This is a genomic window from Janthinobacterium algoris (genome assembly GCF_051380935.1).
GTDB lineage: Bacteria > Pseudomonadota > Gammaproteobacteria > Burkholderiales > Burkholderiaceae_D > Janthinobacterium.
In genome coordinates this window covers 16994-41501 of sequence record NZ_JBNYXZ010000014.1, presented here as the reverse complement: position 1 = coordinate 41501, position 24508 = coordinate 16994, and the positions used below count along the sequence as shown (strand labels likewise).

Here is a 24508-nt window from a genome sequence, read left to right as displayed (position 1 = left end):
GGTGAGATAAAAAAGAGCAAGTGTGGGATTTTACCTGACGCCATGACTTTTTCCGCTTCGGAGTATCATCTCGCTCATGACGAACGATGCATTTGACGATAGCGCGCAGTTGCGCCTGGAAATTGCCGCCGCTGCCGCGCGCCTGGTGGCGCAAGATGGCGCCGACTATGGCAGCGCCAAGCGCAAGGCGGCGCGGCAGGTCCTCGGCGACGCGCCGAACCGGCCCACGAATCGGCCAAATATACTGCCCGATAACGACATGATCGAGGAACAGCTGCGGCAATACAATGCCCTGTTCCTCGCCGACAGCCAGCCTGCGCGCCTGTTCCAGCTGCGCACGATAGCGCTGCAGGTCATGGAAGCGTTGCAACAATTTCATCCCCTGCTCAGCGGCCCCGTGCTGAACGGCACGGCCGGCCCGCACGACGAGATCTATGTGCAGCTGTTTGCCGAGAGCGCCAAGGACATCCATATCTTCCTGCTGAATAAAAATGTCGTGCTCGACATGTCGGAAAGCCCGCATTTCAAGGGAGCGCGTTATGATGCGGTCGAGACAGCCAATTTCTTATGGAAAAACGAAGGCGTGCACGCAGCCATGTATGAGCTCGACGATATGCGCGGCGCGCTGAAAGCCAAGGCGGACGGCAAAGTGCTGCGCACCGACATCGCGGGGCTGCGCAGCCTGCTGGCCGCCAGCCTCGCCGATGGCGTGCCGGCTGCCGACTAACCTTGATATAGATAAAGTTATGACAAAAAAGAATTGGATCGCCTGCGCCATCGTTGCGCTGATGTTTGGCGGCATGGGCGCCTACGTCGGTTTGGGCAAGGAAAAAGTGAAAGCAGCGGGGAAAGAAGCGGGGCCGCAGACGACCACCATCGCGCCAGGCGCGACGGGTCCCGTCAACGAGCTGTATGCGCTGTCCCTGCCGGACGCGGCAGGCACCACGCAAGCCTTATCACAATGGAAAGGCAAGAATTTGCTGGTCAATTTCTGGGCCCCATGGTGTCCGCCATGCGTGGAAGAAATGCCGGAGTTATCCGAAGTGCAAGGCCACTACGCGGCGAAAAACCTGCAAGTGATCGGCATCGGTATCGATTCGGCCAGTAATATTGCCACTTTTGCCAGCAAATTCAAGATCGCCTATCCCGTGTATGTATCCGGCCTGAGCGGCACCGATCTATCGCGCCATTTTGGCAATGCCACGGGCGGTTTGCCCTTTACGGTGCTGATCGGCGCCGATGGCGAAGTCAAAAAGACCTATCTGGGCCGCTTAAAATTTGATCAGTTGCGCGCCGATCTGGATAAATTGTAAATTCGGAGCGTGCTTTTTTCTCTTGCCAATGCGTATCTTTGGCGGCAAAATGCGGAACTTTCGCTAAAACGGTCTTCCATACATGGCAAAAAACCTCCTTCTGCTCAACGGTCCCAACCTAAATTTGCTGGGAACGCGCGAGCCTGAGGTCTACGGCGCCAGCACCTTGGCCGATATCGAGCAGGCAGCAATGGCGCAAGCCATGGCGGCCGGTGCCGACCTGGTCTGCTTTCAAAGCAACCATGAAGGCGCGCTGATCGACCGCATCCATGCCGCGCGAGCGGAAGGGATCGATGCCATCGTCATCAATCCGGGCGGCCTGACCCATACCAGCGTTGCCTTGCGCGATGCGCTGGCCGGGGTCGCCATTCCGTTCGTGGAAGTGCATATCTCGAATATTTATCAACGCGAAACGTTTCGACATCACTCATTTCTCAGCGCGATCGCGCAGGGGACGATCTGCGGCCTGGGTATCGATGGATATCGGTTTGCCATCGACTTTGCGCTTAAAAAACGTTAATCTACGCGATCTGCACGCATTTAGCGCGGCGATAGGTTCTGGACATCACCGCATCACTCATAAAACAAACTACATTCCTAGGGGTTTTACATGGATCTACGAAAACTCAAGACCTTGATCGACCTGGTCGCCGAATCGGATATCGCAGAGCTGGAAGTTACCGAAGGCGAAAGCAAGGTTCGCATCGTCAAATCGTCGGCCATGCCGCAAAACCAGATGGTCATGATGCAGCCGCAAGGCATGCAAGCCCACTATCAGCCGGCCGCGCCAGCCGCCGCTCCCGCTGCGGCGTCTGCCGTCGTGGTGGCCGCCGAGCCAACGGGCTATGTGGTCAAGTCGCCGATGGTCGGTACCTTCTACCGCTCCTCCGCTCCTGGCACCGCCGCGTACGTTGAAGTGGGCGCGACCGTCAAGGAAGGTGATACCCTGTGCATCATCGAAGCGATGAAGCTCCTGAATGAAATCGACACCGATAAAGCCGGTGTCGTGACCCAGATCCTGGTCGAAAACGGCCAACCGGTCGAATTCGGTCAACCCTTGTTTGTGATCGGCTAAAACCCAGTCCACACGGCCGGCAACGGCCGTTTGCAGTTTTAGCCCCTCACACTTGTTGTTTCGCCGGCTCGCCGGCTCTCACAGACATACGCGAACCTACCATGTTTGAAAAAATCCTGATTGCCAACCGTGGTGAAATTGCCCTCCGTATTCAGCGCGCCTGCCGCGAAATGGGCATTAAAACGGTTGTAGTCCACTCCGAAGCCGACAAGGACGCGAAATACGTCAAGCTGGCCGACGAATCCGTTTGTATCGGCCCGGCACAGTCATCCCTGAGCTACCTGAACATGCCCGCCATCATCAGCGCCGCTGAAGTGACGGATGCACAAGCGATTCACCCTGGCTATGGCTTCCTGTCGGAAAACGCCGACTTTGCCGAACGCGTCGAGAAATCGGGCTTCGTCTTCATCGGCCCCCGCTCCGAATCGATCCGTTTGATGGGCGACAAAGTGTCGGCCAAGCAAACCATGATCAAGGCTGGCGTACCGTGCGTCCCCGGCTCGGAAGGCGCGTTGCCGGACGATCCGAAAGCGATCGTGCAAATTGCCCGCAAGGTCGGCTACCCGGTCATCATCAAGGCTGCCGGCGGCGGTGGCGGACGCGGCATGCGCGTGGTGCACACGGAAGCTGCCCTGATCAACGCCGTGGCGATGACCAAGACGGAAGCCGGCACGGCTTTCGGCAACCCTGAAGTGTATATGGAGAAGTACCTGGAAAATCCGCGGCACGTGGAAATCCAGATCCTGGCCGACGAACACAAGAACGCCGTCTGGTTGGGCGAGCGCGATTGCTCCATGCAGCGCCGCCACCAGAAAGTCATCGAAGAAGCGCCAGCGCCGGGCATCCCGCGCAAGCTGATCGAGAAAATTGGCGACCGTTGCGCCGAAGCCTGCCGCAAAATCGGCTACCGCGGCGCCGGCACGTTCGAATTCCTGTACGAAAACGGCGAGTTCTATTTCATTGAAATGAATACCCGCGTGCAAGTCGAGCATCCCGTCACCGAGATGATCACCGGCATCGATATCGTACAAGAACAGATCCGCATCGCCGCCGGCGAAAAACTGCGTTTCCGCCAGCGCGACGTCTTGCTGTCGGGCCACGCCATCGAGTGCCGCATCAATGCCGAAGATCCCTTCAAGTTCACGCCATCGCCAGGCAAGATCGTGTCGTGGCATGCACCGGGCGGCCCTGGCATCCGCGTCGACTCGCACGCTTACGCCGGCTACTACGTGCCGCCGCACTACGACTCGATGATCGGCAAAGTGATCGCTTACGGCGCCACGCGCGAGCAAGCGATCCGCCGCATGCAGATCGCCCTGTCCGAAATGGTGGTCGAAGGCATCAACACGAATATCGCCCTGCACCGCGAATTGATGATCGATGCGCGCTTCATCGAAGGCGGCACCAACATTCACTATCTGGAACAGAAACTGGCCGACATGCCGGACCTGGGCAAGAATCTGAATGGCGGCAGCCCCAGCATCGCCAAGAAGTCCGAAATCAAGGCGGGCGCATGAGCTGGACGGAAATCGTCATCGAAATCGCCCGTGACAACGCCGAGGCCATGTCCGACGCGTTGATGGAAGCGGGCGCTCTGTCGGTCTCGGTGGAAGACGCCGATGAAGGCACGGATGCCGAGCAGCCCTTGTTTGGCGAGCCCGGCATGGAACCGAAGGAAGCGGCGTGGGAACGCAGCCGCGTGGTGGCGCTGACCGACGTCGACGCCGACCAGGCCGCCATCGTGGCCGCAGCCGCCGCAGCTGTCGGCATGGCAACGGTACCGGCATTTACCATGCGCCCCGTGGAAGAGCAGGATTGGGTGCGCCTGACCCAGTCGCAATTCGCGCCGATTCACATCGGCAAGAATATCTGGGTCGTACCCAGCTGGCACGAGGCACCGGATCCTGATGGCCTGATCCTGGAACTGGACCCGGGCCTGGCCTTCGGCACGGGCAGCCATCCGACCACGCGCCTGTGCATGGAGTGGTTGGAAGCCAATCCCGCCCCTGGCAAGAGCGTGCTCGACTACGGTTGCGGCTCCGGCATCCTGGCCATGGTGGCCAAGAAACTCGGTGCGCAAACTGTCGTCGGCGTCGATATCGACCCGCAAGCCATCGAATCGGCTGGCGAGAATGCCGAACGCAACCAGTGCGAGATCGAATATTTCTTGCCAGACACGTTTGCCACTTCGGCACACGCCACGGCGAAATTTGACATCGTCGTCGCCAACATCCTGTCGAGCCCATTGAAGCTGATGGCGCCGATGCTGTCGGGTCGCGTCGCCGACGGCGGCGCCCTGATCCTGTCCGGCGTGCTGGCACGCCAGGCGGAAGAAGTGGCCGCTGCCTACGCACCATTCATCGAACTGGGTGTCTGGGCCGAGCAAGATGGCTGGGTGGCCCTGCATGGCCGCCTGGGCAGTACGCAAGCACCTGCGCCCCGCGCGGAAGGTGCATAAGCACAGCAATGGCCCTCGCCACCAAATGCCCCCATTGCAACACGATATTTCGGGTCGCTGCTGACCAGTTGAAGTTACGTGGGGGCATCGTACGCTGTGGCACGTGCAGGGAAGTGTTTGACGGCAATGCTGCGCTGGTCGATCCAGCTGCCGCATCGCCGTTGTTAACGTCTGACCCCGGCGCTGCCGCCCCGCTGTCGACCACGTATCCGGCCGACAACAGCCTGCCGTCCGCCACGGACGACGAACCCATCTATTCTCTCGACTTCGATACCTCGTTCGACCCGTTCGGCATCCTGCCGGAAACGGCGCAGCTCAAGGAAGACGACGGCGACCACATCGAGCTGGACCTCGACGTCACCCTGCCCGCCGAGGCGCCGGTCGACGCGCCTGTCGCCACCCCTGTCATTGCACCGGCCGAGCCGCCCGAAGCGCCGCTGCCCCAGCCGATGGCGCCCTTCAAGCGCCGCCAGGTCGATGACGCACCCGCCTTCGCCACGTATTTGCGCGACAGCCGCCGCGAGCCGAACCTGGAAACGGTGGTCACCCCAGTAGCCCCAGTATTGCCTGCCGCCGACAAAGTCAGCCTGCACAAGCCCGTGCCCGTCGCGCCCGCACCCGCGCGCCTGGAACCGACCTTGGCCGACCACTCGTTTGAAGCCATGCCCGCCCCTGTTAGGCCCGAGCCAGCGATTGAGGGCGAGGCCGAGGAAACGGCAGTGGCGCCGGCCGACGACGAACCGGCCTTTGTGACCCGGGGACGGCGCCGCGAACAGAGCGGCAAGGCCCTGCGCATGGCCATGGCCATCGGCTCGGCGGTGCTGCTGCTCTTGCTATTGCTGCAAGTGATGACCACCTTCCGCAATCCGCTGGCGGCACAATTCCCGCAGTGGAAGCCAACCCTGGTCGCACTGTGCAAGCTCAGTGGCTGCCAGGTCGACTTGCCGGCGCAGATCGAGGCGCTGGCCATCGAACAGGGTGAATTGCAAACCCTCAAGGAACAGACCTTTTCCTACGTCTCGCTGCTGCGCAACCAGAGCCGCAGCGTGCAAGCCTGGCCCAGCATCGAACTGATACTCAACGATGCCAACGACAAGCCGCTCTTGCGCCGCGTGATCGCGCCGCGCGACTACCTGCCGGCCCATATCGACGTGAGCAAGGGTTTTGCACCGCGCTCGGAACAAACCATCAAACTGTACTTTGCATTAGACCAGCTCACGGCGTCTGGCTACCATATCGCCATCTTTTATCCTTAACGGACACTATCATGACCAAAACATCGCTGATCTGCGGCTCGCTTGCCACCGACACCATCATGCAATTCCCCGGCCGCTTCGGCGAATCCCTGCTGGCCGACCAGTTGCACAAGGTGAATGTCTCCTTCCTTGTGCCCACCATGCGCACGGAGTTCGGCGGCTGCTCGGGCAATATCGCCTACAGCCTGAAAATGCTGGGCGGCGACCCGCGCATCGTCGGCGTCATGGGCCAGGATAGCGCCGCCTACCTGGAACGCCTGCAAAAGCTGGGCATTTCCACCGCCAACATCCTGATTAAGGCCGACAGCTACAACGCGCAGTGCTTCGTCACGGCTGATGCGGACAATAACCAGATCAATGCCTTCCACCCGGGCGCCATGTCGTTTGCGCATGAAAACCCGATTGCCAATGCGGGGCCGGCCAGAGTGGCCATCATTTCGCCGGACGGCGACCAGGGCATGCTCAAGCACGCCGCCGACCTGGCCGAGCTGGGCATCCCCTTCATGTTCGACCCAGGTCAGCAGTTGCCACGTTTCAATGGCGACCAGTTGATCGACTTCATCAACAAAGCCACGTATGTATCGGCCAACGACTATGAAATGGAAATGTTGATGGAACGCACGGGCTTGACCCTGCCGGACATCGCCAGCCGCCTGGAAGCGCTGATCGTCACGCGCGGCGAAAAGGGTTCGGAAATTTATGCGGACGGCAAGCGCATCGACATTCCTGTCGTGACCGCCAAGGAAGTGCTGGACCCGACCGGTTGCGGCGACGCCTACCGTGCTGGCTTGCTGTTCGGCATCACCAACGACCTGGGCTGGGAAACCAGCGGCCGCCTGGCCAGCCTGCTGGGCGCCATCAAGATCGCCACCCAAGGCGCGCAAAACCATGTATTTACGCCGGCCAGCATCGCCGAGCAGTTTGAAGCGGCGTTTGGATACCGCTATTAATATGTAGTCCGGTCGGCTTGCGCGCCAGCGCCAGGCCGGCCTCCCCGCTTTACCTCAACACGATAATCATCCCCACCAGCACTTGCGCGATCTGCAACAGGATCAGCGCCACCAGCAGCGACAGGTCCAGGCTGCCGACCAGCGGCACGACCTTGCGGATAGGACGCAGCAGCGGCTCGTTCAGGGCACGTACAAACGGCGCCAGCGGCGCATGCGGGTTGACCCAGCTGAAGATGGCTTCGATGATCAGCAAGGCCATGAAACCGTAGAGTATCCATTGCAGGAAGCGTTGCAGCGACTTGAGCAGCACCACTTCGACGGGAGCGCCGGAAATAAACAGAACCGAGCTGGCCAGCAGCACGATCAGGAAGGCGCCGATCAGGCTGGCCCAGTCATACCCGCCCACGCCCGGCACTATGCGGCGCAGGGGGCGCACCAGCCAGTCGGACAATTGAAACGTGAATTGCGCCACAGACGAGGGAGGCCGCACGCGCACCGCCTGCATCCAGAAGCGCAGCAGCAACACGCCGCCCAGCAAGGTGGCAATGGTATCAACGACCAATGTAAGGATAACGATCAGCACGACTAATTCTCCAAAAAAAAACCGCTGTGTGATTGAGTCACACAGCGGCGTGTTGCCTCATCCAGGCACCCGTATCGTTGGAATTACGATGGGCGGGTGCTGGTTGGGAATGGCCAGGCTGCAGCCGGTGCCAACACGGTTTTTGCTACAGGTGCGATGGGTGCCGATGGCTTGGCGACAGGAGCTGCCTTCTTCGGCGCGGCTTTTTTAGGCGCGGCCTTCTTGGCGGCTGGCTTGGCGGCCACGGCGGCTGTTGCCGCTGGAGCTGCTGCCGGCACTGCTGCTGGTGCGGCTGCCACGACTGGCGCTGCGGCTGGCTTGGCGGCAGGTTTCGCTGCTGCTTTCGCTGCCGGTTTGACGGCTGCTTTTACTGCTGGCTTGGCTGCTACCTTGGCCGCTGGCTTGGCTGCCGGTTTCGCTGCAGGTTTCGCTGCAATCTTGGCGGCAGGTTTCGCTGCAGCTTTGGCTACCGGCTTGGCTGCTACTTTGGCGGCTGGCTTGGCGGCAACTTTCGCTGCCGGCTTTGCTGCTACCTTGGCTGCGGGCTTGGCTGCCACTTTTGCTGCTGGCTTCGCTGCTGCCTTGGCTACCGGTTTGGCAGCTGGTTTCGCTGCCGCTTTTTTCGCTGCAGGCTTGGCCGCTGGCTTCGCTACTGCTTTGGCGGCAGGTTTCGCTGCGGCTTTCGCTGCTGGCTTGGCTGCTGCTTTGGCTGCCGGCTTGGCAACGACTTTTTTCGCTGCTGGCTTCGCTGCTGCTTTGGCAGCTGGCTTGGCTGCCGCTTTTGCTGCTGGCTTCGCTGCTACCTTGGCTGCCGGCTTGGCTGCAGCTTTTGCTGCTGGCTTCGCTGCTGCTTTGGCGGCCGGCTTGGCTGCTGCCTTGGCGACGACTTTTTTCGCTGCTGGCTTGGCTGCCGCCTTGGCGACCGGTTTCGCTGCTGCCTTGGCTGCAGGTTTCGCTGCGGCTTTTTTCACTGCAGGCTTGGCTGCTGCCTTGGCGGCAGGCTTCGCTACGGCTTTTGCTGCAGGCTTGGCAACGGCTTTTTTCGCCACCGGCTTCGCTGCTGCCTTGGCGACAGGTTTCGCTGCTAGCTTGGCTGCTGGCTTGGCCGCTGGTTTTGCTGCGGCTTTCGCTACTGGCTTGGCAGCCACTTTTGCTGCAGGCTTGGCTGCGGCTTTGGCGACTGGTTTGGCGGCTGGTTTGGCTGCGGCTTTGGCAGCTGGTTTAGCGGCAACCGTCTTGGCTGCGGCTGCCGGCTTCTTCGCGGCAGGAGCAGCCTTGGCGGCTGGTTTCTTTACTTCTGATTTCTTAGCGGCTGTTGCCATTTGTCTCTCCTTCATCTGAGATGAGAAATTTAAGCTACAAGATTTAAACCCGTCCGACCCACCACAGGGATAGGCCAGGCGAATTATTCATCGGCACAAACGGTCGTTTGCGCTAATGAATTCGGCACCAGCTGAACTGCTGCAACTCCTCACGTTTGCAGCACTTCAGCCATCGTCGGTGCCACCCTGCTTTATCTCGCAGCTGGTGGCAAAGTCTGAATTCGGTCCTTCGTTTTCGATGCCGTGCGTTTTTCGCTCCTCGCATCGCGCTCGCGACAACACCCATGCGTCAAATAAAAAACCGCCATGCCTGAAAAAATTCGGGCACGGCGGCAGACGAAAACGGTGTGGTTTTGTGCATATCCGTGTAAATCTGTATCCCTGTTTTGCGAGGTTTTTTCGCTACCGCGCTGGTTAAAAAACCCCGCATTCTAACGCTCGCATTTGCAATCTCATAAAGTACACGAAAACCTTGTCAATGCGCAACCGGCACGACACGTTTTCGACCGCTTTTTTGCACGTTACGCGTGCTATCGCACAATCGCGTGGCAAATGCTGCCGCCAGCGTCTCCGGAAACGATTTTTTTGGCCGCCAATGCGGCCGTTCGCGGCATCCAAAAAACCTGGCGCAAGCCTCTTCGCATCGCTGAATGAAGCACGCATTTTTCCGTCCCGCTGGCGGCACTTTTAACCTCCAGCGGCAGCGGCATTTTTCACCGCCATGCACGCCAAAAAAAAAGCGCCGTCACGATGACGGCGCTTTTGGCGTTGGCGGGAAAATGCTTATTCCCAGTTCAGCGCACCACCGGTCTGGTATTCGGTCACGCGCGTCTCGAAGAAGTTGCGTTCCTTCTTCATATCGATCATTTCGCTCATCCAAGGGAATGGGTTTTCCTCTTGCGCGAACAGCGGCTCGATGCCGATCTGCTGCGCGCGGCGGTTGGCGATGAAGCGCAAATAGCCCTTGAACATCGGCGCATTCAGACCCAGCACGCCGCGCGGCATGGTGTCTTCCGCATACGCGTATTCCAGGTCGACGGCGCGCAGGAACAGCACTTTGATTTCTTCGCGGAATTCGGCCGTCCACAGCTGCGGATTTTCCATCTTGATCGTGTTGATCAAGTCGATGCCGAAGTTGCAGTGCATCGATTCGTCGCGCAGGATGTACTGGTACTGTTCCGCCGCGCCCATCATCTTGTTCTGGCGGCCCAGCGCCAGGATCTGCGTGAAGCCGACGTAGAAGAACAGGCCTTCCATCAGGCAGGCAAACACAATCAGGGACTTCAGCAGCTTCTGGTCGTTTTCGGTCGTGCCCGTGGTGAAGGTCGGATCGGTCAGCATGTCGATGAACGGGATCAGGAACTCATCCTTGTCGCGGATCGACTTGACTTCGTTGTAGGCGTTGAAAATCTCGCCTTCATCCAGGCCCAGCGACTCGACGATGTACTGGTAGGCGTGCGTATGGATCGCTTCCTCGAACGCCTGGCGCAGCAGGTACTGGCGGCATTCCGGCGCCGTGATGTGGCGATAAGTGCCCAGCACGATATTGTTTGCTGCCAGCGAGTCGGCCGTCACGAAGAAGCCCAGGTTGCGCTTGACCAGACGGCGCTCGTCTTCCGTCAGGCCGTTCGGGTTTTTCCACAGCTCGATATCGCGCTGCATGTTCACTTCCTGCGGCATCCAGTGGTTGGCGCAACCGGCCAGGTATTTGTCCCACGCCCATTTGTACTTGAACGGCACCAGTTGGTTGACGTCCGTCTTGCCGTTGATGATGCGCTTGTCGTCGGCATTCACGCGGCGCGCCACTTGTTCGGCATTGGCTTCGGACGGCTCGGCGCCCGCTGGCGCGTTCAATTCGGCATTTCCCAACGGCGCTTGCTGCGCCGGACGCGGCACTGCTGCCGACGTGTTTTCATCATCCCAGGACAACGACATAATCTTCTTCCTTTCCATGCCGGCAAGCCGGCGATCCGCAACAGGCCCGTTGAATCGGACAATACGGACATTAACAACATTGAATCAGCCCAGCAGCGCTGGGCTGACAACTTTAAATTTTTTAAAAACCGTCGCGAGCAAGCCCGATATCGGGTTGAGTAGCGGAGCCGTACTTTAGTACGGTGAGCAACACAGAACCCGAGAGGGGGCTGCGCAGCAGGTTTTTACTGGCAGGCTTCGCACTCTTCGAAACCGTCATCACCCGGACGCAGGTAGCAGGCTTCACCATCGGCGTCGTCTGCTGCCGCAGCCACCACGGGTGCCACCGCGGCGGCAGCGGCTGCCGCCATGACCGCTGCCTGGGCGCTCTGTGCGCTGGCCGACATGCCGCCATCGACTGCCACGGCGTTCAGGGCGCCCGTCTTGGAGGTCGATTTCTCCATGTGGGTAGCGGCGATGGTACGCAGGTAGTAGGTGGTTTTCAGACCACGCAGCCATGCCAGCTTGTAGGTCTCGTCCAGCTTCTTGCCGGAAGCACCCGCCATGTAGATGTTCAGCGACTGGGCCTGATCGATCCACTTCTGGCGACGCGAAGCCGCTTCCACCAGCCAGCTTGGCGACACTTCAAAGGCCGTAGCGTAGATGTCGCGCAGGTCTTGCGGGATGCGGTCGATCTTCACCAGGGAGCCGTCGAAGTACTTCAGGTCGGAGATCATGACTTCATCCCACAAGTCGCGTGCCTTCAGGTCACGCACCAGATAGCCGTTGATCTCGGTGAATTCGCCCGACAGGTTCGATTTCACGTACAGGTTCTGGAACGTCGGCTCGATACAGGCCGACACGCCGATGATGTTCGAAATCGTCGCCGTCGGGGCGATCGCCACGCAGTTCGAGTTGCGCATGCCGAACTTGGCGATGCGTTCGCGCACCGGCGTCCAGTCCATGGCCGACGAGGAATCGACTTCCAGGTAGCCGCCGCGCTCTTCCGCCAGCAGTTTCACCGAGTCTTGCGGCAGGATGCCACGGTCCCACAGCGAACCGGCATACGATTCATAGCGGCCGCGCTCTTCGGCCAGTTCCGTCGACGCCAGGTAGGCGTAGTAGCAGACCGCTTCCATCGAGGTGTCGGCGAAGCTGACCGCTGCGTCCGAGGCGAACGGGATGCGCATCATGTGCAGGCAATCCTGGAAGCCCATGACGCCCATGCCGACCGGACGATGGCGCATGTTCGAATTGCGGGCCTTCTCGACGGCGTAGTAATTGATGTCGATGACGTTGTCGAGCATGCGCATGGCGGTGCGGATGGTCTTGGCCAGCTTGACGTGATCGAGCTTGCCTTCCTTCATGTGCGCCGGCATGTTCACGGAACCGAGGTTGCAGACGGCGATTTCGTCAGGCCCCGTATTCAGCGTGATTTCGGTGCACAGATTCGAGCTGTGGACGACGCCGACGTGCGACTGCGGGCTGCGGATGTTGCAAGGATCCTTGAACGTGATCCATGGGTGGCCCGTTTCAAACAGCATCGACAGCATCTTGCGCCACAGGTCCAGCGCCTGGACCTTCTTGAACGAGCGGATTTCGCCGGCGGCTGCCTTGGCTTCGTAGCCCAGGTAAGCCTTTTCAAAGGCTTTGCCCACCAAGTCGTGCAAGTCTGGCGTTTCGCTCGGCGAGAACAGGGTCCACTCGCCTTTTTCCATGACGCGCTTCATGAACATGTCGGGAATCCAGTTCGCCGTGTTCATGTCGTGCGTGCGGCGGCGGTCGTCGCCCGTGTTCTTGCGCAGGTCGAGGAATTCCTCGATGTCCATGTGCCAGGTTTCCAGGTAGGCGCAGACGGCGCCCTTGCGCTTGCCGCCCTGGTTAACTGCCACGGCCGTGTCGTTAACCACTTTCAGGAACGGCACCACGCCTTGCGACTTGCCGTTGGTGCCCTTGATGTGGGCGCCCAGGGCGCGCACTGGCGTCCAGTCGTTGCCCAGGCCGCCGGCGTACTTGGCCAGCAGCGCGTTGTCCTTGATGGCGTCGTAGATGCCTTCCAGGTCGTCCGAGACGGTGCTCAGGTAGCACGACGACAGCTGCGAGCGCAGGGTGCCCGAGTTGAACAGGGTAGGGGTCGAGCTCATGAAGTCGAACGAGGACAGCAGATTGTAGAACTCGATGGTGCGCGCTTCGCGGTCCGCTTCGTTCAGCGACAGGCCCATGGCCACACGCATGTAGAACGCTTGCGGCATTTCGATGCGGACGTCATGGATGTGCAGGAAGTAGCGGTCATACAGGGTTTGCAGACCGATGTAGCCGAATTGCAAGTCGCGGTCGGCAACGATGGCTTTGGCCAGGCGTTCCAGGTCGAAGCTGGCGAGTACCGGGTTCAGCAGCTCGTTGGCGATGCCCTTGGCGATATATTGCGGGAAATACGTCAGGTACTCGGCAGCAGCGGCCGCTTGCGGCACTTCCTTGCCGAACACTTCCTTGCGCACCGTGTGTAGCAGGATGCGGGCCGTGACCTGGCTGTAGGCCGGATCTTTTTCCATCAGCGCGCGCGCCGCCAGGATGGCCGACTTGTGCAGCTCTTCGACGGGCACGCCGTCGTACAGGTTCTTCACCGTTTCAGCCAGGATGGCGTCGGCATCGACATGCTTTTCCAGGCCGGCGCAGGCGGCGTTGATCAGGTCGCGCACTTCCTGCATGTCCAGCAGACGGCGCACGCCATTATCAAGCACGTTCAGTTGGGGTGCGGTCACTTGCGCGGAAGCGCCCAGCGCTTCCTTCTGCAGGCGACGCTCTTCCATGTGCTTGGCACGGTACAGCACGTAGGCACGCGCCACGTCGTGCTCGCCCGAACGCATCAGCGACAGTTCCACCTGGTCTTGCACGTCTTCGATATGGAAGGTGCCGCCACCCGGATGGCGGCGTACCAGCGCGGCGACGACGCCATCGGTCAGTTGTTCCACCAGGTCGCGGATGCGTGCCGAGGCGGCACCCTGGCCGCCGTTAACGGCCAAAAACGCCTTGGTCATGGCGATGGCGATCTTCGAAGGCTCAAATGCCACCACCGCGCCGTTGCGGCGGATGATGCGATAGTCGCCCAATGCCGCGCCCTTGCTCGCCACGCTATTGGCCGCGCCTGGCGCTGGCGATACTGGCGTTGGATGGATGGAAATATCTTGTGGTGATTGCATTGAAGCTCCCGTTGTCAGCTAAAGTCAGCCTGCAGTTTTGCTGCCGCGTGTGTTGTTGAATAGAACGCCCGATGGTCAGGGTTTCTTCAGGTGTTTGTTGCCAAATAGTAAATAATGCACAACCAAAAATCATGCGGCCAACCTGTACAGCCCGGCTGGCGCGAAACACGATCAAGGGTGGTGAAACGCCAGTTCCCGTTGCCATATCAACAAGCAGGGTAGCTTTGGTAATAATTCTGAAAACGTCTGTGATGGCACTACATATAGTCTTTAAATCCAAGTTATGCACTAATTGTAGTGCCCATCGAAAGGCGATGCAATAGTTTTCCGGCATCCGCCAGCGTAATTTTTTGTATTTTCATATACGATTTCGGTTGACTTTTCAGGGCTTGGATGGAAAGCCCAATCCCCGCGTAGTAAGCGCTAACGCAGGCTGCCCGCGCACAGTTTCCAACCAGCATTCTTGATAAAAATGCCAGTCAAAAAACGGTCCCGGATCCGTTTTCCTCCCCGGTGCAATATGCTCGTGGCCGCGCACCTGGGACAAGCCATAGCGCGCCACCAGCGTCGCCGTCAGCGCCGCCAGCACGCGATATTGCTGCGGCTGGAAGGGGACAAAGTCCGCGCCTTCCATTTCGATACCGATGGAATAGCTATTGCACTGCGGGCGTCCTTTGAAGGTGGACGCGCCAGCATGCCAGGCACGTTGATCAGCAGAAACATATTGCAACAGCGCACCATCGCGCCGCACAAAAAAGTGCGCCGACACCTGCAAGCCACGCAGGTCGGCGAAAGAAGGATCGGCATTATAATCTACCCGACCGGTAAACAAGTCCGACACATGTGGTCCGCCAAAGTGGCCGCCCGGCAAGCTGATGTTATGGATCACCAGCAAGTCGACTTGCGCACCGTCCGGGCGCGCATCCTGGTACGGCGAGTCATAGCGCAGCGCGCCGTCACACCAGCCGTCTTCATCTATCGTCCATGCTGTCATCAAGGTAGCGCTTCCTGTATCGTCAATTTCTGCATGCGGTAACGCAACTGGCGCACGCTCAGCCCCAGCTGGCGCGCCGCCCGTCCGCGGTGATAGCACGCCTGCACCAGCGCCTGCATGATCATGTCGCGCTCGACCTGGCGCAAATACACATCCAGCGGCACGCCGCACACGGCCATGCCCGGCAGGCACAGTTGCCGTTCCGGCAAGGCCGGCCCCGCCTGCAACGGGGTGATGCCCGCCGCCGACTGCAGCCCCAGCCCGTCGAGCGCGATCACGCCGCCATCTGCAAAAGCCAGCGCCCGTTCCAGCATATTTTCCAGTTCGCGCACATTGCCGGGAAACGCATACGCGGCCAGGGCCGCCAGCACCGGCGGCGCCAGGCTCATGGCCTGGCCCGGTGCCAGACGCGCCAGGATTGCCTCACATAATACCTGCAGATCGCCGCGCCGCTCGCGCAGCGGCGGCAGCGCCAACTCGATGACATTGAGCCGGAAAAACAGGTCCTGGCGAAACGTGCCGGCGGCCACGCCGCGCGCCAGGCCATGTTGGCTGGCGCACAGGATGCGCACGTCCACGGCTTCGTCGCTACTGCCGCCCAGCTTGCGCACGCGGCGCTCCTGCAGCACGCGCAACAGCTTCACCTGCATGGCCAGCGGCAGATCATCGACTTCATCAAGCAACAAACTGCCGCCATGGGCTGCCTGGAAGAATCCCTGACGTTCGTGCAGCGCGCCCGTATAGGCGCCCGGCCGGCAGCCGAAGAATTCGGCTTCCATCAGCGCTTCGGGAATGGCACCGCAGTTGACGGCGATAAACGGGGCGCTGGCGCGCGCCCCCTGCGCGTGGATGGCGCGTGCCGCCAATTCCTTGCCCGTGCCTGATTCGCCGCGGATGGCCACCGGCGCGCCGCAGCGGGCGATGCGGCCGATCTGCGCGCGCAGTGCCTGCATGGGCAGCGAATTGCCACCTAGTTGCGGCGCCGACGGCAGGCCGCTGGCCGCCGTGTTGCCGGCGGCGGTCGCGGTCTGCGGGTTGGGACTGGGCATAGGGGAGCGCGCCTTTCTGCGAGGGCGGTGGCAAACCGCTTGCTGCAGATGCTACGCCGGACTGCTGCCGGAGGACGTTACGATACGGATGAGCAACGCGGCGCGCGCTTCCCCTTACAGCGTGGCGTGCGCGTGGCTGCAGTAATCGTGCCCCTTGGCCTGCACATTTTCGGAGACCGGATAGTACACGCCGCAATGGGCGCAACACAGCATCAGCTCGGCATCCGGCAATTCCTGCGGCCGGCCCGGCGGCGCAAACGGCTGCGACCGCTGTTGCTGCGCGCGAGCGCGCTGCTGCATGCCCCGGATCTTGCTGCGAATAGCAAACAGCACCAGGAACACCAGCGCCAGCCAGAATAAAACACGTGTCATGCGTATCCTCGGTGTAAAACCACTTCCAGTACAAAACGGCTGCCGACATAGGCCAGCAGCAAGGTGGCGAAACCGGCCAGGGTGAAGCTCAAGGCCGTCTTGCCGCGCCAGCCGCGATAGCGGCGCCCTGCCAGCAGGGCGGCAAACAATAGCCACGACAGCATGGTGAACACGGATTTGTGATCCCAGTTGAGCGCCTTGCCAAATAATTGCTCGGAAAAGACGATGCCCGACAGCACGGTCAAGCTGAGCAGGATAAAACCCAGACCGATCATGCGGAACAGCAACTTTTCCATCGTCAGCAGCGCTGGCAACTGGTCCAGCGCGCTGCCGATGAAGCCACGGCTTTCGCTGCGCGTATGCAGGCGCGATTCCTGCAGCGCCATGAGCACGGCGTGAAAGGCAGCAATCGTCAAGGTGCTGTAGGCCAGCACCGCCACGGCAATATGCCAGCCGAAGACGGCGGACTTGCCCTCCATGCTGACCTGGCTGCCAGGAAAGGCCCAGGCCAGGCCGATGGCGATGACGGCGCTGGGCATGACCATGCGGCGCAATCCGTCCAGGCTGAAATTGCGGTTCTCGATCCAGTAGGCGCCCACCGAGACCCACAGCGCGGCCGACAGCATGGCGGAAAAACCGAAACGCAAAGTGCCAGGCGCCATCAGGTCGAACCACAGGGTGGCGGCATGCGCCAGCCAGCCGACACCGGTCAGGCCGGCAATGAGCCGGGCACGGGACGAGGGAAGCACCGCGCACGCCACGTACAACAAAGCGGCGAAAAAAAAGAAATAGATCTGCATAGTTTAAGTTTACACCATAGCCGACAAGCGCGATTCAAGCGACAGCCCGGGTGACAGGCATTCCGCCGCCAACCAATGCTGCAAGCCTGCCATGATATCGCGCCTGAGGCGCAACGGGGTGGCGCAGCCTCAAGATTTCGGTAATCTTTCGCGCCGCCGCGTGCCACCTGCCTATATATTAGTATGCCGCAAAAAAATGATGGCCCGCTTAAGCGAACCATCGGGCACTGCGAATTTCTGGTTTATTTCACGTTCAGGCTCTTTTTCGCCTGCTCCAGCAAGTCCGTCTTGACCCAGTCCTTGGCCACGGGCGGCTTGCTCATGCGGCCCACGCCCGTTTTCACCATCACATCGGTGGTCACCTGAATATGTTCGGGCGAAATATCATAGGAATACGGCGAATTGCTGATCGCGTCGTCGAAATCATCCTTCGTGATCTGGCCGCGGAACACGACTTCCCGCACATACTTTTCCGCCGTCGCCTTGTTGTCGATAAAGGTCTTGGTGGCTTCGACAAAGCAGCGCATGAATTTTTCCGCCACGGGGCGACGATCCTTGTAAAACTTTTCCGTCATCACCATGGTGCGCACGGGTTCGCCGATCGGCGTGTCGTAAGGTTTGATGACTTCGGTGCCGAATCCCTTGTTGATCGCCTGCGACGATTGCGGCTCCGACTGCATCATGGCGTCGATATTCTTGCCCATCAGCGCCTGGTTCAAGTCGGCGTAGGCCAGGAACACCAGTTGCACGTCCTTGCCCTTGGTTTCGGAATATGTCAGGCCCGCTTGCGACAGCTCGGCCAGCAGCAGCACTTCTTGGATACCGCCGCGCGTCACACCCACGCGCTTGCCCTTCAAATCCTTGACGCTGGCGATCTTTTGCCCCATGCCGCCCACCAGGCGCGCACCGCCCTTGGCAAAGCCGGCCACCACATAGATGGGCGCACCGCCGGCGCGGCCGGAAATGGCCGCTTCGGATGCCGTCGCACCCACGTCAAGCTCGCCCGCGATAATGGCCTGCATGACATCAAGGCCCTTGGCAAAGATATGCTCTTCGACCTTGATGCCGCACTTGGGCGCGATTTCCTTGATGTACGACACGGCGCCGTAATGGGCGAATTTCAAATTGCCCAAGCGCACGACTTCCTGCGCCTGCGCCTGGACGGCACCCACGCTGAAGGCCAGCATGAGGGCGGCGGCGATACCGGTTTTCAAGGTTGATTTTGTCTGCATCGGGTTCTCCTGTGGTGGTTGGTGTGTGCCCGCAAGGGCATAAAACACAGCTTTTTTTTATTATGGGGAGATAGTACCGTGTGTTAGAGCCAGGGCAACATTTTTTTGCCGGCAGCCACGCTGCCGGCATTGTTACAACAGCCGGCTTACTGGCCCGCCAGTGCCACCACCGGATCGAGTCCTGACGCCTTGCGCGCCGGCATGAAGCCAAACACCAGCCCCGTCACCACGGCGCAGGCAAACGCGCCACCGATGGCGCTCAGCGAAAAGATCACCGGTACGTCCCATACCAGCAGCAAGCCGGCCACCGTCACGCCGACCACGATGCCGGCCACGCCGCCCACCACCGACACCAGCACGGCTTCGGTAAGGAACTGGCGCAGGATGTCGCGCCGGCGCGCGCCCGTCGCCATGCGGATGCCGATTTCGCGCGTGCGCTCGCGCACCGTCATCAGCATCACATTCATGACGCCGATGCCGCCCACCACCAGGGAGACTGCGGCGATCAGGCTGAGCATCATCGTCATGTTGTCCTGCGTCTTGGCTTCGGCGGCGATCGACGCGGCCGCATTGCTGATGCCATAGTCGCGGATGCGGTGGCGCTCGAACATGGTGGCGTCGACCGCCGCCTCCACCTCCGTCACGCGCTTGACGTCGGTCACCGCCAGCACCGTGTACGTCGGTTCGCGCTGGCCGAAGACACGGATGCCGGCCGTGGAAAACGGCAGCAGCAGCACGTCGTCTTCATCCTTCTCGCCCGTCAGCGCGCCCTTCGCGCTCATCACGCCGATCACCTGGAACGGCACATTGCCGATCAGGATGCTCTGCCCCACGGGGTTGGCCACATCGGGCATCAGCTTTTGCGCCAGGTGCGCGCCCAGCACGGCCACGGTGGCCATCTCGCGCTCATCCTCCTTGGTAAAGAAGCCACCCTTGGCCACCGGCCAGGTCTGGATCTGCGGCAGGGCCGGTCCCGTGCCGCGCACATACGTCTGCACGTCGAGGTTGCCGTGGCGTATCACCTTGTTGCCCGTGACATTCGGCAGCACGTGGGAAATGCCAGGCACTTCCTCCAGCGCTTCCAGATCGGCCAAGGTAATGCTGCGCCCGGGAATGCGCGAGCTTTCACCGATCGACGACATATACAAGAGGTTCGAGCCGAACGCGCCCAGCTGCGCCATCACTTGCTGGCGCGTGCCCAGGCCGATGGCCAACATGACGATCACGGAAGCGACGCCGATGATGATGCCGAGCAGGGTCAATCCCGTGCGGAAGCGGTTGATCCACAGCACGCGCCAGGCGGCGCGCGCCGCGTCGAGCAATTCCGTGCCCAGCGACGCGCCCGGATCGTGGGCGGCGCGCGACATGTCCAGCGGCGGCAGGGCCGTCGACGTGGCGGGAATGGCGACGGCGCCCGAGTCTTCGATGATTTCGCCGTCGCGGATCTCGATCACGCGGCGCGCCTGGGTCGCCACCTTGCGGTCATGCGTAATGAGGATGATGGTGTGGCCCGCGTCGGCCAGTTCGCCCAGGAGGGCCATGACTTCGGCGCCGCTGCTGCTGTCGAGCGCCCCCGTCGGTTCATCGGCGAGGATGATGCGCCCGCCATTCATCAGCGCGCGCGCGATCGACACCCGCTGCTGCTGCCCGCCGGACAATTGATTCGGCCGGTGATCGAGCCGGTCGCCCAAGCCCAGGCGCTTGAGCAGCGCTTCGGAGCGGGCGTGGCGGGCCGCAGCCGGCATGCCCGCGTACAGCGCCGGCACTTCCACATTTTCGCGCGCCGATTCGGTGGCGATCAGGTGATAACCCTGGAAGACGAAGCCGAACGCTACACGCCGCAGCCACGCCAGTTCATCGGGATTCAGGCTGGCCACGTCCTGGCCGGCGAAGCGGTACGTGCCGTCGCTGGGCCGATCAAGACACCCAAGCAAATGCATCAGGGTCGATTTGCCGGAACCGGATGCCCCCACGATAGCGACGAATTCGCCGGCGCCGATCGACAAGGTCAGGCCGCGCAGCACTTCCACGGCCGGCGCGCCGTCATGGCCGCCGTAGCGCTTGCGGATGCCCTGCAGGGAAATCAAAGGCGTCAGGGGCGGCGGCTGGTCCGGCCGTCCTGATTGCTCCAGTGACGCGGCCTCGCTCATGGCACTCATAACTGGAACCTGCTGGCGCCGCTGCCGGCCGGCTGCTCACCCGTGACCAGCAATTCACCTTCGCGCAAGCCTTGCAGCACTTCCGCGCTGAGACGGTTGCGCACGCCCACGGTGACGGCGCGCGTATCGACCTTGCCGTCCGCATCCATCACGCGGGCCGTAAACTGCCCCGGCTTGGCGCCTTCCTCAGTCGATGGTTTCAGCGCCGGCAAGGGCACGGCCAGCACATTGTTTGCCGCGGCCGTGACAAACACCACCTGCGCCGTCATCTGCGGCATCAATTCGCCATCGGCGTTATCCACGTCGAACAGCACGGTATACAGAATCACCTTACTGGTCGACGGCGCCAGAGCCGTGCCGGCGGCAGAACCACCGGGTACCGGCGGCGCCGGCAGCACTTGCCGCACCTTGCCGCTCCAGCGCCGCTGGTCGCCGCCCAGGGTAGTGAAATACACGGGCATGTCCGGGCGCACGCGGCGCACGTCCGCTTCCGACACTTCCGTCCACACCGTCATGGCCGACAGATCGGCGATGCGCAGGATGTTCGGCGTCTGGTACGTGGCGTTCAGGGTTTGCCCTTCTTTCGCGTCCAGGCCCACGACCTTGCCGGCCATCGGCGCGTAGATGCGCGTATAGCCCAGGCGCGCTTCGTCCGCCTTCAGGCTGGCCTGGGTCTGGTCGATCTGCGCCTTCAGATGGTCGATCTTGGCGCTAGCCGAGGCCAGCGTGGCTTCGGCCGTCTCCAGGTCGGCCAGCGGCGTCGAGTCGAACTTGGCCATCTGCTTCTGGCGCACGTGCTGCTGGCCCGCCAGGCGGTGCTGCGCCTGCTGGTCGGCCAGTTGCGCGCGCAAGCCCGCCAGCGCGGCGCGGCCCGCATCGACCGTGGCTTGCTGCACGCTGGGGTCGATCTCGGCCAGCAACTGGCCTTTTTCCACGGCGCTGCCGGGCTGCACGTGCAGGCGCGTGATCTGGCCCGACACCTGCGCCCCCACGTCGACATAGGTTTGCGGCTGCAGGGTGCCGATGGCCGTGACGCTGGCTTCGATATTGCCGCGCTTGACGGGGGCCGTGTCGAACACGGTGGTCGGGCCGCGCGTGGCCCACAGGGCACCGGCGCCAAACAGCGCAAGCAAGACCGCGCCGCCCAGGATGCGGGTGCGGCGGGAAGGCAGGCGGGCCGCCATCAGGAAGCCGCCTTGGATGAAGTCAAAACGAAATTACAAACGTCAAACGGTGTCGCCAGGCGTGAAAAATACATCGGTCTATCCTTGAAAATGGCGGTGAACATCACCGCAAGAACGTCACAAGACCTGCCAGCGCGGCGACGGCTGCCAGCAGGGAACTACGCAACAACAATCGGGGTGCATACGGCAGCAGCAGGGCCACCAGCAACGCTCCCGCCCCGATGAATCCCAGCCAGGCGACCACGCCGACGGTAGCGCTCCAGCCGGCCACGCAAGGCCAGATGGCCAGCGCCAGCAGGATGGCTCCGGCCAGTTGCAGCGCGCGCCGCACGTTCGGCGCCGCGTCCCTGCCCCAGACTTGGCCATGATGGCGGTCCATCGCCAGCGAGAGGCTCGCCATGCCCGCGTACGACAGGCCCAGCGCACAGAGGATGGTATTGATCATGACTGTCCTTCCGTAGTGACTTGCAGGCTGGTCGTGGGCGCAGCGCTTTCCTTGGCCGCAGCCTTCCTGGCCGGTTTTTCCTTGCGCTTGTGGACTTTCCACGCGCCCCAGGCGGCCAGCAGGCCGAAGGCCATGCTGCCCAGTTCCACGCCGGCGCTTTCCCAGTCGCCGCGCGCGACCTGCGCCACCAGATTGTCGCCGGTGCTCAGGACATTCAGGACCGGCAGCAGCAGGCACAGGGCGGCCAGCAGGCACAATTGCTCGATCCACGCCCTCTTTTCCCCGCGCAGACAGGCATGCACCAGCATCAGGAACCAGACGCCGAAGAAGGCGCGCACTTCCCAGCCGGCGCGGTGCTCGAGGCCGACAGGGATCAAACGGTTAGCCCACAGGAAGCCCACGCAGGCGATGGCCAGGCCGGCAATCGCCGCCACGTTCAGGCATTCGATGACGCGGTACACGCGCCGCGTGTAGGCGCCGAACTCGCCGCCGGACTTCTGGCGCCGCTTGACCAGGAACAGGATGGCGCCCGTGCCCATCATGGCCGTGCCGGCCAAGCCGCAGAAGAAGTACAGCCAGCGCATCGGCGTGCCGCCGAAACCCACCATGTGCAGGTTCGACATGACGGAGCGCGTCAAGCCGGCGCCGCCCGTATCCGACTCGCCCGGCCGGCGCACGGCGACCTGCTCGCCCGTGGCCAGCGCATAGCAGGCCCTGCCCGAATTGGCGCTGATCCGTTCCAGCAAATCCGCGTCTTCATTCCAGCCATACATGCACACGCGCATGGAGGCGTCGTTCGGATTGTCCAGCACCACGGCGCGGATTTCCTGGCCGATGGCCTGCTCGGCGCGCAGCGCGAACGATTCCAGCGCGGGAATGGCCAGCGGCTGTCCCACACGCGCAGGCTTGCCCGCATCGTTCCAATCGGCCAAAAAGGCCTTCTTGGAATTGTCCATGCCGTACTGCGCCACCACGGGGGCCGGCACATAGTCATCGCTGAAAAATGCCAGGCCCGTGTAGGCGATCATGAACTGGAACGGTAACGTCAGCACGGCCACCGCGTTGTGCGCGTCGAGCCACGAACGCTGGCCCTTGGCCGGGCGGAAGGTAAAGAAATCCTTGAAGATGCGCTTGTGCGTGATGACGCCGCTCACCAGCGCCACCAGCATGATCATGGTGGTGATGGCGACGATCCACACGCCGATGCGTCCCGCGTGCAGCTCGTAGTGGAAATCGACGAAATGGTGACCGCCGATGGTTTCGCGTTCCGTTACCTCACGCGCATGTTTGACGATGGCTCCCGTCAGCGGGTCGAGGTCCGCCGAGCCATAGCCGCCGCTGGGCTGGAACCAGTAAGCGGACAGGCCGTGGCCGGGACGCTGCACGGGCCAGATTTCCCACATGTCCGCCTTCGGGTGCTCCTTCGCCATGAAATCGAGCGCCAGTTCCAGGCGGTGCGCGCGGTCCGTGACCTTCGGCAGCGGCGGATCGTTCGCGTGCGCCGCCTCTTCCAGGGCGTGTTCGGGCGTCATCCAGTGGCCGATCGGGTCGTCGAAGACGGCCAGGGTACCGGTCAGGAAAATGGCGAACAGCAGCCAGGAAATCCACAGGCCGCTCCATGTATGCAGCCAGGCCATGACCTGGCGCAAGCCGCCCTGCTGTGGCGTCTTGACCACTTTATCTACCTTGACGGCGTTCATGCGGCACCCCGCGACAGCAGCATGCCGATGCCGCCGCAGACGATGGCCGGCAGCAGCATGCCGAGCCAGGCGCGGCGCAGGTCTTGCACGGCAAAGACCCAGATCACGGCGCAGGTGTAGACGACGAAGGCGCTCAGGGTGGCCGTCAGCACGGCTTCGGCGCGCGACAGCGGCAGCACGGCCGACAGCAGCACGGCCACGCCGGACGTCAGCGCATAGCCGCCAAAGACGGCGGCGAGCACGCGCGAGAACAACATCATGTTGGCCGATTTCATCGTTGCGGCACCCCAGACAACTGCTGTTGCGCCGGGTGGCAGACCATATACATCAGATGCATCACACTGCGTCCTTCCATCAAAGTTAATTATGGCGGCGGCACGCAGCGGCATGAAACCGCGCAACGTGGCGCCTTGAATGGGTACTTGAAATTATGTCTCTCAACTACAGGTGCCGCGAGAATCGAAAACGGGCAGTCCGATTGAAAAATATTTTTATCGAGGCG

The 24508-nt window shown here is 61.7% G+C and carries 24 protein-coding genes; 9 read left to right on the top strand and 15 right to left on the bottom strand.

What is annotated here, in order from left to right:
• Window positions 1-76: 76 nt before the first annotated feature.
• The 8 genes from ACQ4W7_RS20010 to ACQ4W7_RS19975 all read left to right on the top strand — a co-directional run bounded on the left by ACQ4W7_RS20010 (window position 77) and on the right by ACQ4W7_RS19975 (window position 7052).
• Entirely contained in the window at window positions 77-727 is a 651-nt protein-coding gene (locus tag ACQ4W7_RS20010) for a hypothetical protein (protein ID WP_426072045.1), read from the top strand.
• Window positions 728-746: 19 nt separating this feature from the next.
• Entirely contained in the window at window positions 747-1313 is a 567-nt protein-coding gene (locus ACQ4W7_RS20005) for a TlpA family protein disulfide reductase (RefSeq protein WP_426072044.1), read from the top strand.
• 82 nt (window positions 1314-1395) lie between these two features.
• Window positions 1396-1833 (top strand): type II 3-dehydroquinate dehydratase, encoded by a 438-nt coding sequence (gene aroQ, locus ACQ4W7_RS20000; RefSeq protein ID WP_034746628.1) that lies wholly within the window; start codon window positions 1396-1398, stop codon window positions 1831-1833.
• 90 nt (window positions 1834-1923) lie between these two features.
• Window positions 1924-2388, top strand: a complete 465-nt coding sequence (gene accB, locus ACQ4W7_RS19995; protein ID WP_426072043.1) for an acetyl-CoA carboxylase biotin carboxyl carrier protein — start codon at window positions 1924-1926, stop codon at window positions 2386-2388.
• Window positions 2389-2489: 101 nt separating this feature from the next.
• The gene (gene accC / locus ACQ4W7_RS19990) at window positions 2490-3905 is read left to right on the top strand and encodes an acetyl-CoA carboxylase biotin carboxylase subunit (RefSeq protein WP_101482775.1); all 1416 of its coding nucleotides are present in this window, start codon (window positions 2490-2492) and stop codon (window positions 3903-3905) included.
• Window positions 3902-4846 carry a 50S ribosomal protein L11 methyltransferase gene (prmA, locus tag ACQ4W7_RS19985; protein ID WP_426072042.1) on the top strand — a complete coding sequence of 315 codons (945 nt, stop codon included), beginning with the start codon at window positions 3902-3904 and terminating at the stop codon, window positions 4844-4846. Before accC ends, prmA begins: the two co-directional genes overlap by 4 nt.
• 8 nt (window positions 4847-4854) lie before the next feature.
• Entirely contained in the window at window positions 4855-6102 is a 1248-nt protein-coding gene (locus ACQ4W7_RS19980) for a DUF3426 domain-containing protein (protein WP_436532721.1), read from the top strand.
• Window positions 6103-6113: 11 nt separating this feature from the next.
• Window positions 6114-7052, top strand: coding sequence for a carbohydrate kinase family protein (locus ACQ4W7_RS19975; protein ID WP_436532719.1), 939 nt, complete (start codon window positions 6114-6116; stop codon window positions 7050-7052).
• 49 nt (window positions 7053-7101) lie between these two features.
• Here the strand turns inward: ACQ4W7_RS19975 and ACQ4W7_RS19970 are convergent, their stop codons facing one another.
• Together ACQ4W7_RS19970 and ACQ4W7_RS19965 are read right to left on the bottom strand one after the other, a co-directional pair.
• Entirely contained in the window at window positions 7102-7635 is a 534-nt protein-coding gene (locus tag ACQ4W7_RS19970; RefSeq protein ID WP_436532717.1) for a YggT family protein, read from the bottom strand.
• Window positions 7636-7718: 83 nt separating this feature from the next.
• Window positions 7719-8192: a hypothetical protein gene (locus ACQ4W7_RS19965; protein ID WP_436532715.1), complete on the bottom strand. Its 474-nt coding sequence runs from the start codon at window positions 8190-8192 to the stop codon at window positions 7719-7721.
• Here ACQ4W7_RS19965 and ACQ4W7_RS19960 point away from each other — a divergent pair.
• Window positions 8182-8976, top strand: coding sequence for a hypothetical protein (locus tag ACQ4W7_RS19960; RefSeq protein ID WP_436532713.1), 795 nt, complete (start codon window positions 8182-8184; stop codon window positions 8974-8976). The genes ACQ4W7_RS19965 and ACQ4W7_RS19960 overlap by 11 nt on opposite strands.
• Before the next feature lie 764 nt (window positions 8977-9740).
• Here the strand turns inward: ACQ4W7_RS19960 and ACQ4W7_RS19955 are convergent.
• From ACQ4W7_RS19955 to ACQ4W7_RS19895, 13 genes are all read right to left on the bottom strand, one after another.
• Window positions 9741-10892 carry a ribonucleotide-diphosphate reductase subunit beta gene (locus ACQ4W7_RS19955; protein ID WP_426072036.1) on the bottom strand — a complete coding sequence of 384 codons (1152 nt, stop codon included), beginning with the start codon at window positions 10890-10892 and terminating at the stop codon, window positions 9741-9743.
• A gap of 224 nt (window positions 10893-11116) precedes the next feature.
• Window positions 11117-14071: a ribonucleoside-diphosphate reductase subunit alpha gene (locus tag ACQ4W7_RS19950; protein WP_436532711.1), complete on the bottom strand. Its 2955-nt coding sequence runs from the start codon at window positions 14069-14071 to the stop codon at window positions 11117-11119.
• Window positions 14004-14405, bottom strand: a complete 402-nt coding sequence (locus ACQ4W7_RS19945; protein WP_436532709.1) for a hypothetical protein — start codon at window positions 14403-14405, stop codon at window positions 14004-14006. The genes ACQ4W7_RS19950 and ACQ4W7_RS19945 overlap by 68 nt, the downstream gene beginning before the upstream one ends.
• Window positions 14406-14453: 48 nt before the next feature.
• On the bottom strand, window positions 14454-15065 hold the full coding sequence (gene ampD, locus ACQ4W7_RS19940; protein WP_436532894.1) for a 1,6-anhydro-N-acetylmuramyl-L-alanine amidase AmpD: 612 nt from the start codon (window positions 15063-15065) through the stop codon (window positions 14454-14456).
• Entirely contained in the window at window positions 15065-16114 is a 1050-nt protein-coding gene (locus ACQ4W7_RS19935) for a sigma 54-interacting transcriptional regulator (protein ID WP_436532707.1), read from the bottom strand. Before ACQ4W7_RS19935 ends, ampD begins: the two co-directional genes overlap by 1 nt.
• Before the next feature lie 114 nt (window positions 16115-16228).
• Entirely contained in the window at window positions 16229-16486 is a 258-nt protein-coding gene (locus tag ACQ4W7_RS19930) for a PP0621 family protein (protein WP_426072033.1), read from the bottom strand.
• The gene (locus ACQ4W7_RS19925) at window positions 16483-17286 is read right to left on the bottom strand and encodes a cytochrome C assembly family protein (RefSeq protein WP_436532705.1); all 804 of its coding nucleotides are present in this window, start codon (window positions 17284-17286) and stop codon (window positions 16483-16485) included. The genes ACQ4W7_RS19930 and ACQ4W7_RS19925 overlap by 4 nt, the downstream gene beginning before the upstream one ends.
• Window positions 17287-17528: 242 nt before the next feature.
• Complete coding sequence (locus ACQ4W7_RS19920; protein ID WP_426072177.1) at window positions 17529-18473, bottom strand: ABC transporter substrate-binding protein; 945 nt, start codon at window positions 18471-18473, stop codon at window positions 17529-17531.
• A gap of 191 nt (window positions 18474-18664) precedes the next feature.
• Entirely contained in the window at window positions 18665-20668 is a 2004-nt protein-coding gene (locus ACQ4W7_RS19915) for a MacB family efflux pump subunit (RefSeq protein WP_436532703.1), read from the bottom strand.
• A 5-nt stretch (window positions 20669-20673) separates the two neighbouring features.
• On the bottom strand, window positions 20674-21861 hold the full coding sequence (locus ACQ4W7_RS19910) for an efflux RND transporter periplasmic adaptor subunit (protein ID WP_426072030.1): 1188 nt from the start codon (window positions 21859-21861) through the stop codon (window positions 20674-20676).
• A 103-nt stretch (window positions 21862-21964) separates the two neighbouring features.
• Window positions 21965-22306 carry a DUF3325 domain-containing protein gene (locus ACQ4W7_RS19905; RefSeq protein WP_071075502.1) on the bottom strand — a complete coding sequence of 114 codons (342 nt, stop codon included), beginning with the start codon at window positions 22304-22306 and terminating at the stop codon, window positions 21965-21967.
• Window positions 22303-24006, bottom strand: a complete 1704-nt coding sequence (locus tag ACQ4W7_RS19900; RefSeq protein ID WP_436532700.1) for a PepSY-associated TM helix domain-containing protein — start codon at window positions 24004-24006, stop codon at window positions 22303-22305. The genes ACQ4W7_RS19905 and ACQ4W7_RS19900 overlap by 4 nt, the downstream gene beginning before the upstream one ends.
• A complete protein-coding gene (locus tag ACQ4W7_RS19895; protein WP_436532698.1) occupies window positions 24003-24281 on the bottom strand; it encodes a hypothetical protein in 279 nt (92 codons plus the stop codon). Before ACQ4W7_RS19895 ends, ACQ4W7_RS19900 begins: the two co-directional genes overlap by 4 nt.
• Window positions 24282-24508: the final 227 nt, after the last annotated feature.

What these genes read in the sequence shown, in the direction of transcription:
- ACQ4W7_RS20005 (WP_426072044.1), top strand. Translation starts at nt 747, where the DNA reads ATGACAAAAAAGAATTGGATCGCCTGCGCCATCGTTGCGCTGATGTTT.
- ACQ4W7_RS19905 (WP_071075502.1), bottom strand. Translation starts at nt 22,306, where the DNA reads ATGATCAATACCATCCTCTGTGCGCTGGGCCTGTCGTACGCGGGCATG.
- ACQ4W7_RS19915 (WP_436532703.1), bottom strand. Translation starts at nt 20,668, where the DNA reads ATGAGCGAGGCCGCGTCACTGGAGCAATCAGGACGGCCGGACCAGCCG.
- ACQ4W7_RS20010 (WP_426072045.1), top strand. Translation starts at nt 77, where the DNA reads ATGACGAACGATGCATTTGACGATAGCGCGCAGTTGCGCCTGGAAATT.
- accC (WP_101482775.1), top strand. Translation starts at nt 2,490, where the DNA reads ATGTTTGAAAAAATCCTGATTGCCAACCGTGGTGAAATTGCCCTCCGT.
- ACQ4W7_RS19955 (WP_426072036.1), bottom strand. Translation starts at nt 10,892, where the DNA reads ATGTCGTTGTCCTGGGATGATGAAAACACGTCGGCAGCAGTGCCGCGT.
- ACQ4W7_RS19975 (WP_436532719.1), top strand. Translation starts at nt 6,114, where the DNA reads ATGACCAAAACATCGCTGATCTGCGGCTCGCTTGCCACCGACACCATC.
- ACQ4W7_RS19980 (WP_436532721.1), top strand. Translation starts at nt 4,855, where the DNA reads ATGGCCCTCGCCACCAAATGCCCCCATTGCAACACGATATTTCGGGTC.
- ACQ4W7_RS19900 (WP_436532700.1), bottom strand. Translation starts at nt 24,006, where the DNA reads ATGAACGCCGTCAAGGTAGATAAAGTGGTCAAGACGCCACAGCAGGGC.
- ACQ4W7_RS19950 (WP_436532711.1), bottom strand. Translation starts at nt 14,071, where the DNA reads ATGCAATCACCACAAGATATTTCCATCCATCCAACGCCAGTATCGCCA.
- ACQ4W7_RS19930 (WP_426072033.1), bottom strand. Translation starts at nt 16,486, where the DNA reads ATGACACGTGTTTTATTCTGGCTGGCGCTGGTGTTCCTGGTGCTGTTT.
- ACQ4W7_RS19910 (WP_426072030.1), bottom strand. Translation starts at nt 21,861, where the DNA reads ATGGCGGCCCGCCTGCCTTCCCGCCGCACCCGCATCCTGGGCGGCGCG.
- ACQ4W7_RS19945 (WP_436532709.1), bottom strand. Translation starts at nt 14,405, where the DNA reads ATGCCGGAAAACTATTGCATCGCCTTTCGATGGGCACTACAATTAGTG.
- ACQ4W7_RS19935 (WP_436532707.1), bottom strand. Translation starts at nt 16,114, where the DNA reads ATGCCCAGTCCCAACCCGCAGACCGCGACCGCCGCCGGCAACACGGCG.
- ACQ4W7_RS19920 (WP_426072177.1), bottom strand. Translation starts at nt 18,473, where the DNA reads ATGCTGGCCTTCAGCGTGGGTGCCGTCCAGGCGCAGGCGCAGGAAGTC.
- aroQ (WP_034746628.1), top strand. Translation starts at nt 1,396, where the DNA reads ATGGCAAAAAACCTCCTTCTGCTCAACGGTCCCAACCTAAATTTGCTG.
- ACQ4W7_RS19925 (WP_436532705.1), bottom strand. Translation starts at nt 17,286, where the DNA reads ATGCAGATCTATTTCTTTTTTTTCGCCGCTTTGTTGTACGTGGCGTGC.
- ACQ4W7_RS19895 (WP_436532698.1), bottom strand. Translation starts at nt 24,281, where the DNA reads ATGAAATCGGCCAACATGATGTTGTTCTCGCGCGTGCTCGCCGCCGTC.
- ampD (WP_436532894.1), bottom strand. Translation starts at nt 15,065, where the DNA reads ATGACAGCATGGACGATAGATGAAGACGGCTGGTGTGACGGCGCGCTG.
- accB (WP_426072043.1), top strand. Translation starts at nt 1,924, where the DNA reads ATGGATCTACGAAAACTCAAGACCTTGATCGACCTGGTCGCCGAATCG.
- prmA (WP_426072042.1), top strand. Translation starts at nt 3,902, where the DNA reads ATGAGCTGGACGGAAATCGTCATCGAAATCGCCCGTGACAACGCCGAG.